Source organism: Pseudarthrobacter cellobiosi (assembly GCF_023913815.1).
Classification (GTDB): domain Bacteria; phylum Actinomycetota; class Actinomycetes; order Actinomycetales; family Micrococcaceae; genus Arthrobacter; species Arthrobacter cellobiosi.
Map to the genome: position 1 here is coordinate 209,500 of NZ_JAMXBK010000025.1, position 13,520 is coordinate 223,019.

The 13,520-nt window shown below is 67.1% G+C and carries 14 protein-coding genes; 6 read left to right on the forward strand and 8 right to left on the reverse strand.

Features of this window, described 5'->3' with window-relative positions:
- The first annotated feature begins 2 nt into the window (after positions 1-2).
- Both dhaL and dhaM read left to right on the forward strand, forming a co-directional pair.
- Positions 3-635, forward strand: a complete 633-nt coding sequence (gene dhaL, locus NG701_RS12945; RefSeq protein ID WP_058930378.1) for a dihydroxyacetone kinase subunit DhaL — start codon at positions 3-5, stop codon at positions 633-635.
- A complete protein-coding gene (dhaM, locus tag NG701_RS12950; protein ID WP_056347785.1) occupies positions 632-1,339 on the forward strand; it encodes a dihydroxyacetone kinase phosphoryl donor subunit DhaM in 708 nt (235 codons plus the stop codon). Before dhaL ends, dhaM begins: the two co-directional genes overlap by 4 nt.
- 17 nt (positions 1,340-1,356) lie before the next feature.
- Here the strand turns inward: dhaM and NG701_RS12955 are convergent, their stop codons facing one another.
- The 5 genes from NG701_RS12955 to NG701_RS12975 form a co-directional block, all read right to left on the reverse strand.
- The gene (locus tag NG701_RS12955) at positions 1,357-1,650 is read right to left on the reverse strand and encodes a DUF3040 domain-containing protein (protein WP_252568041.1); all 294 of its coding nucleotides are present in this window, start codon (positions 1,648-1,650) and stop codon (positions 1,357-1,359) included.
- Positions 1,651-1,783: 133 nt separating this feature from the next.
- A complete protein-coding gene (locus NG701_RS21515) occupies positions 1,784-2,278 on the reverse strand; it encodes a hypothetical protein (RefSeq protein WP_252568043.1) in 495 nt (164 codons plus the stop codon).
- A 36-nt stretch (positions 2,279-2,314) separates the two neighbouring features.
- Positions 2,315-2,746: a DUF3592 domain-containing protein gene (locus NG701_RS12965; RefSeq protein ID WP_252568045.1), complete on the reverse strand. Its 432-nt coding sequence runs from the start codon at positions 2,744-2,746 to the stop codon at positions 2,315-2,317.
- 3 nt (positions 2,747-2,749) lie between these two features.
- Complete coding sequence (locus tag NG701_RS12970) at positions 2,750-3,181, reverse strand: DUF3592 domain-containing protein (protein WP_252568047.1); 432 nt, start codon at positions 3,179-3,181, stop codon at positions 2,750-2,752.
- 64 nt (positions 3,182-3,245) lie between these two features.
- Positions 3,246-4,235 (reverse strand): iron-sulfur binding domain-containing protein, encoded by a 990-nt coding sequence (locus NG701_RS12975; protein WP_252568049.1) that lies wholly within the window; start codon positions 4,233-4,235, stop codon positions 3,246-3,248.
- 153 nt (positions 4,236-4,388) lie between these two features.
- Between NG701_RS12975 and NG701_RS12980 the strand changes: the two genes are divergently transcribed.
- Positions 4,389-5,066 carry a hypothetical protein gene (locus NG701_RS12980; RefSeq protein ID WP_252568051.1) on the forward strand — a complete coding sequence of 226 codons (678 nt, stop codon included), beginning with the start codon at positions 4,389-4,391 and terminating at the stop codon, positions 5,064-5,066.
- Between the two features lie 126 nt (positions 5,067-5,192).
- Here NG701_RS12980 and disA read toward each other — a convergent pair whose 3' ends face one another.
- Positions 5,193-6,269, reverse strand: coding sequence for a DNA integrity scanning diadenylate cyclase DisA (gene disA, locus NG701_RS12985; RefSeq protein WP_104060140.1), 1,077 nt, complete (start codon positions 6,267-6,269; stop codon positions 5,193-5,195).
- A 360-nt stretch (positions 6,270-6,629) separates the two neighbouring features.
- Here disA and NG701_RS12990 point away from each other — a divergent pair, with 360 nt between their 5' ends.
- Together NG701_RS12990 and NG701_RS12995 are read left to right on the forward strand one after the other, a co-directional pair.
- The gene (locus NG701_RS12990; RefSeq protein ID WP_252568053.1) at positions 6,630-8,243 is read left to right on the forward strand and encodes a peptide chain release factor 3; all 1,614 of its coding nucleotides are present in this window, start codon (positions 6,630-6,632) and stop codon (positions 8,241-8,243) included.
- 6 nt (positions 8,244-8,249) lie between these two features.
- Positions 8,250-9,479, forward strand: a complete 1,230-nt coding sequence (locus NG701_RS12995) for a beta-ketoacyl-[acyl-carrier-protein] synthase family protein (RefSeq protein ID WP_252568055.1) — start codon at positions 8,250-8,252, stop codon at positions 9,477-9,479.
- A gap of 24 nt (positions 9,480-9,503) precedes the next feature.
- On the opposite strand, the gene radA is transcribed toward NG701_RS12995, so the two are convergent.
- Together radA and NG701_RS13005 are read right to left on the reverse strand one after the other, a co-directional pair.
- Positions 9,504-10,877, reverse strand: a complete 1,374-nt coding sequence (radA, locus tag NG701_RS13000) for a DNA repair protein RadA (RefSeq protein ID WP_252568057.1) — start codon at positions 10,875-10,877, stop codon at positions 9,504-9,506.
- Between the two features lie 105 nt (positions 10,878-10,982).
- On the reverse strand, positions 10,983-12,110 hold the full coding sequence (locus NG701_RS13005) for an FUSC family protein (RefSeq protein WP_252568059.1): 1,128 nt from the start codon (positions 12,108-12,110) through the stop codon (positions 10,983-10,985).
- A gap of 233 nt (positions 12,111-12,343) precedes the next feature.
- Here NG701_RS13005 and pstS point away from each other — a divergent pair, with 233 nt between their 5' ends.
- Positions 12,344-13,465, forward strand: coding sequence for a phosphate ABC transporter substrate-binding protein PstS (gene pstS / locus NG701_RS13010; protein WP_252568061.1), 1,122 nt, complete (start codon positions 12,344-12,346; stop codon positions 13,463-13,465).
- Positions 13,466-13,520: the final 55 nt, after the last annotated feature.

Sequence of the window (13,520 nt, forward strand, 5' to 3'; positions counted from 1 at the left end):
CCGTGGTGCTGGACGTGAAATGGGCCGTCAGATGGCTGACTCTCTGCGCCCAGGCCATGGCGGAAAACCGGGTGTGGCTCATCGAACTCGACCGTGCGATCGGGGACTCGGACCACGGCGAGAACATGGACCGCGGCTTCCAGGCGGTGCTGGAGAAACTGGCTGAAGCGCAGCCTGAGACGCCCGGCGCGGCACTGAAGCTGACTGCCATGACCCTGATGTCCAAGGTGGGCGGCGCCGCAGGTCCCTTGTACGGAACCGCGTTCCTGCGCGCCTCCACCGCTTTGGGCGATGCCGCCGAGATTGATCCGGGGCGCCTCGCCGACGCGCTCGTGGCTGCCCGCGACGGGATCGTGGCGCGGGGCAAGGCCGAGTCCGGCGACAAGACCATGGTGGATGCCTGGACCCCCGCTGCGGAGGCAGCGCAGGCCGCCGCGGCGGACGGCGCAGGCACCGTCCTTGGCGTGCTGGTCGCGGCCGCTGAGGCGGCTGAGGCCGGCGCCGTGGCCACCGAGCCCCTGGTCGCCCGCAAGGGCCGCGCCAGTTATCTGGGGGAGCGGAGCGCAGGCCACCGCGATCCGGGCGCCGCCTCCAGTGCCCTCATTCTGCGGGCCGCCGTTGGGGCCGCAGCGTGACGGTGCGCCTGGTGGTGGTGTCCCATAGCGAGAAAATAGCCGACGGCGCCGTGGAGCTTGCCGCCCAGATGGCGCCCGACGTCGTCATCCTCGCCGCCGGGGGCACCGCCGACGGCAGGATCGGAACGAGCCTAGAAAAAGTCATGTCTGCCCTGGACAAGGCGGCCGGCGGCGATGGCGTGGTGGTCCTGACGGACCTGGGATCTGCAGTGATGACGGCGGAATCGGCCCTAGAGCTCGTGGAGGAGCCAGCCGGCGTGCTCCTGGCGGACGCGCCCCTGGTGGAAGGCCTCGTGGCTGCCGCCGTGGCCGCACAGGGCGGCGCCGACGTGAAGGCAGTCAAACGTGCCGCCGAAGCGGTCTACGGATTGGGACCGGAGGTGGCGGCTGCTTCGCGGGTGCTCGCCGAAAGCACCGTGGCTGAAGGGTCCGTCACCGGTTCAGGGCCGGACTTCACCGGCGACTTCGAACTGGTGAATGAGGCCGGCATGCACGCCCGTCCGGCCGCCAAGATCGCTGGCGGTCTGGCGTCCCTCAACGCCGAGGTCACGGTCAACGGCGTGGATGGCGCGTCAATGACATCCCTGATGACCCTGGCGGCAGGCAAAGGATCCTTGCTCCATATCGAGGCTTGGGGGCCCGACGCCGAGCGTGCCCTGAACTACGTCGGCGGCCTGGTGCAGGCAGGCTTCGGCGAGCCGTAGGCCGTGGCCTGAGTTGCCTATTTGACCTGGCTGCTGCGGCCCAGACTGAAGGACCGCTTGTCCACGAGCAGGTACGTGCCGGCTCCCATCAGCAGGAAGCCGCCGACGCCGACCACGATGATCTGCGTGCTGACCCCGACAATAAGCAACACCAGCCCGATCAGGCATGCGATGGCACCGAGGTAGATACGGCGCCCAAACCTGAGGCCCACGGAGCCGGTCGAGAGTTCCTCAGCGAGCCTCGGATCCTCTGCGGCCAAGCCCGATTCCAGCTCCTCGAGCTGTTTCCGCTCCCTATCTGAAAGTGGCATCCTTACCCCTTCCCGGCGGGGAACCTGTTCTAAATCCAACGTTGCCGATGCTGGTAATACAGACCGTAGAAGTGTCCTGAGTGGAAGTCAAGGGCGGGGTTTGGCGGGGCTTATTTGTTGCCAGCGAGGGCCGTCACATGGCCTGTCGAAGGCCACTGGCGTCCAGGATCACGGACGCCGTGACGAACCTCCCGCACTGCTCCCCGTAGGGATAGGCGCCGCGGGGCCGGAAATCCAGGGTGCGCACAGGGAGGGCGGATCCGCCAGCAGAAGTACCCGTGGCGGTCAGCGCCATCGGGGCCTCCGTGAGGGACTCCAGCATCAGCATCCCGATCATGGTCCCGTCCGGGGAAGCCGTGGCAGAGCAGACCCCGTCCGGTGCGCAGCCTTGGTCAATCGAGGCAGTGCCGGGAAAAAGCTCGACGGCGGCTTCCTTACAGACACCGTCCTGGCAGGCCTTCAGGCGCAACGACTCCACCTGCGCCACGTACTCCCGCGCCACTGTCACCGAGACGGCAGTGGCCTGGGCGATGGCAGGGCACGGCGGCGGGACGGGGTAGTAGTAGTAGCAACCGGAGGTGAGAACCGCCGTCGTCATCAGTGCCAGAAGTACCCCGGGCTTGCCCATACTTCAGCGTAAATCCGGAGCCGGCAGCCCGCATTGCTACCAGGAAAGTGATGCAAACATTGTTATGGCTGTGGCCCCAAAGATCACCATAATGAGACCTGTGGCCAGCCGGCCTTTGGCAACAGCGAAGACCGGCAGCGTGGATTCGGCGGGATTGGCCGGGTTGTAGACCACGGGTATGCGGGTGCCGATGATCGCCTGGTCCTGGCTGTAGATATCGGACTGCCCCAGCCAGCGTTTGCCCCCGGCGTCCGCGAATTGATACGACGGCGCAAACCGGTTCCGGCCGTTGCTACCGGGGCCGTCCGTGCCATGCAGGTTTCCCGTGACGGTGGCCGAAGCCTCCTGCCACCCCGCCATGGAACGTTTCCGGCGGAAGGACGCGGCCAGGGACAGCCCCATCAGGATCAGGCCCGCGGCAAGGAAAAGCCCGGGCAGGACGATGAACAGCAGTTTCAGGGAGTCCACGGTTCAGCCCAGCGGAAAGGCGCCGGCGACCCAGAACAGCAGCAGGGCGAAGAATACGAAGACCGGCATGAGGCACCCGATCACCATTTTCGATTCGGAAGCCACCTGGAACGACTGGTTCGGATTCGCCGGGTTGTAGGCCACCTCCAGGAGCGATCCCGGTACCTGCTGGTTGGCGTAAGAGACCTCGGATTCGCCGGCATACAGAGTCCCGTTGGGGTCGGCGAACTGGTACGTGGGGTAGAAGCGCCGGCTCCGCGTTGAGCCGCCTCCGCCATGTGTCCAGCCCGCCACGTTGCCGGTGACGGTCGCCTGGACCTTTGGCCAGCCGGCGATCAGTTTTTCCTGCCGCTTGGTTTTCCGCAGTGAACGGACCAGCGCAAAAATGACGCCCGCAACAAACAGCGCCCAGATGACGTACAACACGATTCTCATGAATTCCCCCGGTTCGAGTCACCAGAAAGTATGCCATCCAGGCACGGGCCACCCTAAAGGCGCCTCAGGCTGGCAGCCGGTAACCGCCCTGGTGCAGCTCGGCCAGCCCGTCGCCAAGGAGGCCGGCAATGGCACGTTCGAGTTGTTCCGGCGCAGAGTTCAGGCGGTGCAGTGCGGCCAGGGGTACGCCGATTCCGTCCGCCGCGAAGCCCAGGTCAGCAGGCTCCCGCTGGAACATTTCCGCCGGCACCGGGGCGTCCGCAAGCCGGAGCACAGCCATCACGGCACCCCGGACCTGCCGGTCAGTGCCGTGCCACGCCTGACCTTTGGGAACGTACGACGGCGGCGGCTCGCCGGCTGCCAGCCACGCACAGGAGTCCCGCACCGGGCAGTCCGCGCACTTGGGCGCACGCGCCGTGCAGACCAGCGCCCCCAGTTCCATAACAGCAGCATTCCAGCGCACGGAGGTCCCGACGTCGTCCGGCAGCAGTTCCGCCGCGAGCCGCATCTCCGCAGCGTTCAGCGATGGTGAGGGGAGCGCGACGCCCGAAACCAGGCGCGCGTGCACACGCCGGATGTTGGTGTCCACCACAGTCTCCCGGCGTGCGAAGGCAAAGGCGGCAACGGCCGCGGCCGTGTAGCTGCCCACACCGGGCAGGGCCAGCAGCTCCGTGTAGTTGCCGGGGACCTTGCCGCCGTGATCGCGGACGATGGCAGCGGCGGCTGCATGCAGGCGGAGTGCCCGGCGGGGGTAGCCGAGCCTGCCCCAGGAGCGGACCGCTTCCCCTGCAGGCTCGCCGGCGAGCCCGGCGGGGGTGGGCCAGCGCTCGAGCCATTCCCGCCAGACAGGCAGCACCCGCACCACTGGGGTCTGCTGCAGCATGATCTCGCTGACCAGGACTCCCCACGGTGAGCAGTGGCGTTCGCGCCAGGGCAAGTCCCTCGCCGTCTCAGCGAACCAGCCGGTGATCCTGCGGTGCAGCGCGGCGAGCTGGTCGGGGCGGAGGTCATCCGTGCCGAACTGGGCCGTAACGGGGGCGCCGTCCGCGGGCATGGCTGGGGAAAGGGTTGTAGCGTCGATCCCAACACTGTAGTGGATTCCCGGGAGCCCGCGCGAAGATGCCGCGGACAAACTGTGACCTTAGCGTTGGTCGGGGGACCGGCGTGGTGGGACGGCAGAATCCGGTGCGTTCTCTAGCCTAGAAGGATGGGCAGGCAAGGCAATTCATCACCACGCAAAACGGCATCCGCACCCGGTTCCCGGGGCGGTTCCGGCGCTACCCGGCAGCCGAGCGCAGCCGTTTACCGCCGCCGTCGGCTTTTTGTGGGAACAGCCCTGCTGATGGCGGTGGCGCTCACTTTCGGCGGCTTTGCTGTGGCCGGTGCCTTCAGCGGCACCGAGCAGGCATCTTCCACCGACGGCGCCAGCGAATCCGCCCCAGGCCCCTCACCGTCGGACACTGCAGGCAGCGAACCCACTCCATCGCCCACGCCTTCCTGCAACCAAAACCTGGTGACGGTGTCCGCGTCGACCGACAAAGCCGCCTATGGCCCCGACGAGAACCCGCTGCTCACCCTGAAGGTGACCAACGGCGGAACCATGCCGTGCGAGGTGAACATCGGGACGTCCCAGATGGAGTTCCTGGTGACCAGCGGCGCGGACAGGATCTTCTCGTCCAAGGACTGCCAGGCCAAAAGCGAAGACCTCGTGAAGACGATTGCCCCAGGCACCAGCGAAACGGCGAACTTCCCGTGGAGCCGTAACCGTACGCTGGAAGGCTGCAGCCCCATCGAGGCCAAGCCCGGGGCCGGCGGGGCGTACTACATTTTCACGGCCAAGCTCGGCTCGAGGGCCAGCCCCAAGGCCGTGTTCCAGGTCAGCTGATCCGCCTACCTTGGGCCCACGCCGGCAGGGTCCCCTGGCCGGGGCCCCAACCGGCGAGGGCCCCGGCCTGAGCTTGCGAAGGCTGGAAGCCGGTAGGGACTTGCGAGGTGAGGGGGCCGGTGGGGATTAGAGGAAGCGGTCCAGCAGGCTGGCCTCGGCCATGCGGCTCAGGCCTTCGCGGACGGTGCGGGCGCGCTGGTCGCCGATGCCGTCAACGGTCATGAGGTCGTCGATGGTGGCCGCCATCAGGAACTGCAGGCCGCCGAAGTGGTCCACGAGGCGGTCGGCAACAGCCTTGGGGACTGCCTTGAGGCCGGATAGTAGCCGGTAACCGCGGGGCTGAACCACGGCGTCGAGGTTGGCCTCGCCGCCGGCAAAACCGACGATCCCGGAGATCTTGCCCAGGTCGATCAGCTCCGTGGGGCCGAGGTTCACCAACGCGCTGACGGCCCGTTCGATGTCCTCCGCGGACGCGTCCGGTCCGGCGTAGTCGCGGATGATGACGTCGCTGCCCGGGCCGCGGCCCACCGTGAGCTCATCGAGCTGGAGGGAAAGCAGGCGGCCATCCTCGCCAAGTTCCAGGACATACTGCGAGATTTCCTCGGAGATCCGGCGGACCATTTCCTGGCGCTGCAGGGTGACCGCGACGTCGCGGACGGTCACCATGGCCTCGATCTCCAGGGCGGACAGGGAACTCGTCACCTGGTCCAGCCGCGAACGGTACCGTTCCAGCGTGGCAAGGGCCTGGTTGGCGCGGGCCAGGACCTTCTCGGATCCCTCCAGCACGTGCCGGAGCCCGTTCACGTACAACGCGATGATCTGCATGGACTGGCTGACGGAAATCACGGGAACGCCGGTCTGGATGGCCACGCGCTCCGCCGTGCGGTGCCGCGTGCCGGATTCCTGGGTTTCGATGCTTGAGTCCGGGACCAACTGGACCGCGGCGCGCAGAATGTTGCCGGCGTCCTTGTCGCAGATGATGGCGCCGTCCATCTTGGCCAGTTCACGAAGCCTTGTGGGGGAGAAGTCGATGCCGATGTCGAACCCGCCGGAGCAGATGGAATCGATGGTCCGGTCCGAGCCCAGCACAATCAGCGCACCGGTCCGCCCCCGGAGGATGCGTTCCAGACCATCGCGCAACGGCGTGCCTGGAGCCACTCTTCCCAGAGTCGCCTTGAGCGATTCTTCGGGGCTCCGAGCCATAGGTGTTCCCTTCAAAGGTGCAGACTGCCGCCCGCAGGTACGCCGGTTTTTTACACTCCGCCGGCAGGATCAAAAGTACTCAGTTTCCCGCAAGCTCAATGATAAAGGTAAGAAGCGGCAACAACCGCACGGACAAGCCCCAAAGTGCCTCGTTAGCGGGTGCCGCGAAGTGCCCCGGGAACGCGTACGACGGCGGCTGTCCGGGAGGCGTTTCGCGCACCGGACAGGTGTGCGCCATTGATCCAGAGCGGCTGCTTCCCGCACTGCGATAAACTTGGAACTTGGCTGTCACAGAGCCATGCTTCCCCTTGAGGCCTGCCGAGCGCCTTGGGGTAACCCCACCGCAGCGAAAGTAGCACCGTGTCCCAAGATGTCCTTAGCCCCGCCCGGGTCAACGAGATTCACAAACAGGCGGCCCGGCGTCGGACCTTTGCTGTCATTTCGCACCCCGACGCGGGCAAGTCCACCCTCACCGAGGCGCTGGCACTGCACGCGAAGGTGATCGGCACCGCCGGGGCCTCCAGCGGCAAGGCCAACCGCAAGGAAACGGTCTCGGACTGGATGCAGATGGAGAAGGACCGCGGTATCTCCATCAGCTCCGCCGCCCTGCAGTTCTCCTACCGGGACACGGTCATCAACCTGCTGGACACCCCCGGCCACGCGGACTTCTCCGAGGACACCTACCGCGTCCTGGCCGCCGTCGACTGCGCAGTGATGCTCGTGGACGCCGCCAAGGGCCTGGAAACGCAGACCATGAAGCTGTTTGAGGTCTGCAAGCAGCGCAACCTGCCCATCATCACCGTGATCAACAAGTGGGACCGGCCCGGCCTGGACGCACTGGCGCTGATGGACGAGCTCACCGAGCGCACCGGCCTGCAGCCCATGCCGCTGACCTGGGCCGTGGGCATCTCCGGTGACTTCCGCGGTGTCTGGGACCTCCGCCAGGACCGCTTCGCCCGCTTCCAGCGCAACAATTCCGGCGCCAACATCGCGCTGACCGAGTACTTCACGCCCGAAGAGGCCGCGGAGACGCAGGGCAGCAACTGGACCGACGCCGTGGACGAGGCCGGCCTGGTCATCGAGTCCAACCTCGAATTCGACGTCGAAGCCTTCCATGCGGGCACCGCCACCCCCATCCTGTTCAGCTCCGCCGCCCTGAACTTCGGCGTGAAGGAACTGCTGGACGCCCTGGTCGATTTCGCGCCGCACGCCGCACCCCGGCCCGACGTTGAGGGCAGCCCGCGCCCGGTTGAATCGTCCTTCTCCGGCTTTGTCTTCAAAGTCCAGGCCGGCATGAACAAGGCCCACCGCGACCACGTCGCCTTCATCCGCGTCTGCTCCGGAGTTTTTGAACGCGGCATGGTGGTCACGCAGACCCGCACCGGAAAGTCCTTCGCCACCAAGTACGCCCAGCAGGTGTTCGGCCGCGAACGCGAGGTCATCGACGAGGCCTACCCCGGTGACGTGGTGGGCCTGGTGAACGCCTCCACACTGCGCGTGGGCGACAGCCTCTTCCTCGAAGGCGCCGTGGAATACCCGGCCATCCCGCTGTTCGCCCCCGAACACTTCCAGGTGGCCCGGTCCAAGGACCCCAGCAAGTTCAAGCAGTTTCGCCGCGGCATCGAGCAGCTCGAGCACGAGGGCGTTATCCAGGTGCTCCGCTCTGACGTCCGCGGCGACCAGGCGCCGGTGCTTGCCGCCGTCGGCCCCATGCAGTTCGAAGTGGTGGAGGACCGCATGGCGCATGACTTCAGCGCCCCCATGCGGCTCGAACGCCTCCCGTACTCCATTGCCAGGATTTCGACGGCGGACGCCATGCCCGCGCTGGCCAACGTGCCCGGCGCCGAGGTGCTGTTGCGGTCCGACGGCGAATACCTCGCCTTGTTCAACGACGTCTGGGCCCTGCGCCGGATCGAGAAGAACCACCCCGATCTGACCCTCGTGCCCATCGGCACCCACAACCCCGCAAAGTAGCGTCCAATGCCTGCAGACCAACCCCGCGCGCTGATCACCGGCGCCGGCACCATCAACCCGCTCGGCTCCTCTGTGGCGGAAACCTGGACCGGCCTGCTGGCAGGACAGTCCGGCATCGCCTCACTGGACGAGGACTGGGCGGAACAACTGCCCGTGCGCATCGCCGGACAGGTCACCGCCGATCTCTCGGAGCACCTCACCACGCGCGAGCTGAAGCGCATGGACCGTTGCGGGCAGCTGGCGCTGGTGGCTGCCCGCGAAGCCTGGCAGCAGGCCGGGGCGCCCGACGTCGACCCCGAACGGTTCGCCGTGGTGATCGGCTCCGCCTACGGCGGCCTCGGTTCCACCCTCGAACAGGACCGTGCGCTCGCCAGCGGCGGCCCGCGCCGCGTCTCGCCGCACACCCTCACCCGGCTTATGGTCAACGGCCCCGCGGCCTGGGTCTCCATTGACCTCGGCGCCCGCGGCGGAGCCCGGACGCCTGTCAGCGCCTGTGCGTCGGGCGCTGAAGCAATTGTCCAGGGCGCCGAAATGATCCGCTCCGGCGCGGCCGACGTCGTGATCGCTGGCGGCGTGGACGCTTCAGTCAACGACCTGGTGATCACCGGTTTCTCCCAGATCCGGGCACTCTCCACGCGCAACGGCGAACCCCAGCTCGCCTCGCGCCCGTTCGACGGCGGCCGCGACGGCTTTGTCCTCGCGGAAGGCGCCGGCGTTGTGGTGCTTGAGAGTGAAGCCCACGCCCGGGCGCGCGGCGCCGCCATCCTCGGCGCAGTGGCCGGCGGGGCGGTAACCTCCGACGCCAACGACATCGTGGCCGCGGACCCTGCCATGCAGCGGCGGGTCATGCAGAAGGCCCTGGCCTCGGCCGGAATGCAGGCTTCGGAGATCGGCTTCGTTCACGCCCACGCCACCTCCACTCCGGTAGGGGACCGGCTGGAAGCCCAGGCCATCAACGCTGTTTTCGGTGCCGACGTGCCCGTGACCTCCACCAAGGGCCACACCGGCCACCTGCTGGGCGGCGCCGGTGCGCTCGCTGCCGTTGTGGTGGTCCAGGCCCTGCGGACAGGTCAGCTCCCCGGAACGGCGAACGTCGAGGCGCTGGACCCCGAAGTGAACCTGAACATCGTCACTGACAAGGCCCACACGCTGGCGCCCGGCTCCGCCCCTGCCGGTCTGGTGAACGCTTTTGGCTTCGGCGGACACAGTGTTGCCTTGGTGATCACCGCCAGCTGACACCGCCCCGGCCGGCAACGGGCCCTACCCGATCAGCAGGCTCAAGGCTTCCGTAAGGTGTTCCACTTCGCGCACTGAGAAACCTGGCGGCACGGGGCCGGGGCCGTTGTGGCTGGCAGGGACCACGGCGTGGGTGAAGCCCAGCCGGTGTGCTTCCTGGATGCGCTGGTTGATGCCTGGCACGGGCCGGACCTCGCCCGCCAGGCCTACCTCGCCGAACGCGATCAGCCGGATGGGCAGGGGTTTGCGGGCCTTCGCGGACGCGACGGCCAGGGCAACGGCGAGGTCAGTGGCCGGTTCGCTGAGCTTCACGCCGCCCACCGTGGCTACGTAGGAATCGTCCTTGTGCAGCAGGCAGCCGGCACGCTGCTGCAGTACCGCCAGGAGCATGGACACCCGTGAACTGTCCAGGCCGCTCGTGGCCCGGCGGGGCTGCGAGTTGGCGCTCTCGGCAAGGAGCGACTGCACCTCGGCCAGCAGCGGCCGCCGCCCTTCCATGGTCACCGTGATGCAGGTGCCGGAGACGGGTTCCTTGGTGCGGCTGACGAACAGCCCGCTGGGGTCCGTGAGCCCTTCGATACCGTTCTCATTCAGGTCAAAACAGCCGACGTCGTCCGTGGGCCCGTACCGGTTCTTCACCGCGCGCAGCATCCGGAGCCGGGAGTGACGCTCGCCTTCGAACTGGCACACCACATCCACCAGGTGTTCGAGCAGCCTTGGGCCTGCGATGGACCCGTCCTTCGTCACGTGCCCCACCAGCAAAGTGGTCATGTTCCGGCGCTTGGCCGCCGCGATGATGGACGCCGCAACCTCACGCACCTGCGAGACGCCGCCGGCGCTGCCGTCCACGTCTGCGCTGCTGAAAGTCTGGACCGAGTCCACAATCAGCAGCCGCGGCTCAATCTTCTCCACCTGCCCCAGTGCCTGCCCCAGGTCCGTTTCGGCGGACAGGTACAGCGAATCGGCGACGGCGTCGATCCGTTCGGCGCGCAGCTTTACCTGCGCGGCGGATTCCTCGCCCGTGACATACAGAACATCCTGGGCGGTGCGGGCGAACTTGGCCGCGACGTCCAGCAGCAACGTTGACTTGCCCACGCCAGGTTCACCGGCCAGCAGGATGACCGCGCCCGGGACCAGGCCGCCGCCCAGAACCCGGTCCAGCTCGTCCACGCCGGTGGGCAGGAAAGCCGCCGTGGTGGCATCCACCTCGGCAATCCGGCGGGCCGGCTCCAGAACTGTTGTTGCCGCCGTCGTACGCGCTACAGCGGCGCCGGTTTCCTCAACCGTGCCCCACGCTTGGCACTCGCCGCAGCGCCCCACCCACTTGACCGTGGTCCAGCCGCATTCGGCGCACTTATAAGCGGGCGCTTTGGTCGTCCGGGAAGTCTTTGTTGCCATGGGTTCCACCCTACTGGCGGGCACCGACAATTCCCGCCCGCCCCTAACCTCGCAAGCTCAGCCACTGGGCTGTAACCACCGGGGCCTCAACCACCGGTGCCGGTGCTACAGGCCGGGCAGCACGTCCCGGGCCTCGCGCGGATCCATGCCGGTGGCCTCCAGGAGGTCCACCATGAGTGGCCGGAACAGCATCACCACAGTCTCACCCTCAAGCCGCTCGACCTCCAGCAATTTGGGGTGCAGCCGCAGCGCGATCTCGCTGAAGTCCTGCCGGGCCGTCCGAAGATGGGCGCGGCGCACGCCGTCGTGCGTTTCCGCCAGGCCGAGCGACAGTTCATCAATCGCGGCCGCGGTTTCCTGGAGCACATCGGCAATGTTCGCGGTGGCGTTGTCTGAAAGCGCGGCGTGGTTGATGGCGCTGGTGAGCCTGCGCGCGAAGACGCGGCTGTTCCTGAGCGCAAGGTCGATGAAGTCAAGGGAATTCTCAAGCCGGTCCAGCTCGTCGCGGTGCCGGCGGTGGGCCGGCGCGAGCGTGGCCACCTCGCCGGAAGCGCGCAGGGAATGGCGCATCGCGTCCACGAGGGGCTGGCAGTTTCGGCCGCGGATCAGCGCGTGCCAGGCCTGCGTGGAGTCGCTCTCGGTCAGGGCGTTGGCGCATTCCCGCAGCACTTCGGCCAGTTCGTGGAGCAGCTTCCGGACATCCTTGCGGGGTTCCCGGCGCGGATCCTTCGGAATCAGGATGGTCACCAGGAGGGCGAAGAGGCCACCCACCACGGCGTCCAGACTGCGGGTGAACGGCCCGCCATCCGGCGCCGGCAGCAGCACCACCAGCAAGGATTGCAGCCCCAGTTGCGTGGTGAAGATGTTGCCGCTGTCCAGGAAGCGGGCCAGCAGGATGGAGAACAGAAGCACGACGGCGGCCTGCCAGATTCCGCTGCCCAGCCAGTGCAGCAGCAGATCACCCACGGCGATCCCGATGGTGCAGCCGAGGCCCACCTCCATTACCCGGCGCAGCCGCGGGTCACGCGAGAAGCCCAGGGCGATCAGTGACGATGTGGCCGCGAAGAGGGGACCGGAGTGCCCCAGGACGTACTCGGCGAAGGCGTACGCCCCCACCGCGCACGCGGTCATCTGGACGGCGGGGACCAGGGAGTTCCGGCTCCGGACCAGGCCGGTGCGGATGCGTCCGCGCAGGAATCGCCTGCTTGCTGAGAGTCCTGCTGCTGCGGCCATGCCTTCCAGTCTATTTGCCGCCCGGGCACCTAAGGCCGAAAGTGTGACGTGCGCAATGGTGACGCTGCAGTTGTAAGCCAATATGCCGCCGTCGTTAATCTTCTGTTCACCTGTGGCCGCCCATCCCGTTACCTGCGGCCCATAGATTCGTTGAAGGTACAGAACGTACGCATCGCGCTGCAGGGCGTCTCCGGTCCTGCCGCCGCTGAATATCCCTGGAAGGGGTACATCTAGTGAAGGCACTTCGTTTCGGCCGCCACGCGGCTATCGCTGTAATCGCAGCCGGCGCACTCGCGCTCACCGCCTGCGGTTCAGATAACGCCACGGGCAACACGCCTGCAGGCAACCAGACTTCTGCCGGCCCCAAGGTCACCGGCACGCTGACCGGCATCGGAGCATCCTCCACCGGCGCAGCCATGGACGCCTGGAAGGCCGGCTTCGCCGCTGCCAACCCCGGCGCCACCGTGCAGTACTCCCCGGACGGTTCCGGCGCAGGCCGCAAGGCAATCATCGACGGCTCGGCCCAGTTCGCCGGCTCCGATGCGTACCTCAAGGATGAAGAGCTGGCCAGCTCCAAGGCCAAGTGCGGCCCGGAAGGCGCCATGAACATCCCCGTCTACATCTCCCCGATCGCTGTGGCCTTCAACGTCCCCGGCATCACCGAGCTGAAGCTTGACGCAACCACCGTGGCCAAAATCTTCCGCGGCGAGATCGCCAACTGGAACGACCCCGCCATCGCCGCCCTGAACTCGGGCGTCAGCCTCCCGGACCTGAAGGTCACCCCGGTGAACCGCTCTGACGATTCCGGTACCACCACCAACTTCACCGAGTACCTTGCTGCTGCTGCTGCGGATGTTTGGACCGACAAGGCTGCCGGCATCTGGCCCGCAACCCTGCAGGGCGAAAACGCCAAGGGCACCTCCGGTGTTGTCAAGACCGTCACCGACACCCCGGGCGCCGTGACCTACGCGGATGACTCCGCTGTGGGCGGCAAGCTGGGCACCGCCTCCATCAAGGTGGGCGAGGAATTCGTCAAGATCTCCGCCGAAGCCGCTGCCAAGGCTGTTGAAGCCGGCAAGCCCGTCGAAGGCCGCTCCGCCACCGACGTTGCCATCAAGCTGGACCGCAAGACCACGGCATCAGGCGCCTACCCGATCGTCCTGGTTTCCTACCACGTTGTCTGCACCACCTACGACAAGCAGGAAACCGTTGACCTCGTCAAGGCCTTCGAAAGCTACATAGTTTCCGACGCTGGCCAGAAGACGGCTGCTGATTCCGCGAAGTCCGCGCCGCTCTCCTCGGCCCTCGCCGACAAGGCCGTCAAGGCCATCGAATCCATCAAGGTCAAGTCCTAGTACCTGTCCCTGAACCACGTTCCCCGCCACGCCGAAAGGCGGGGCGGGGAACTTT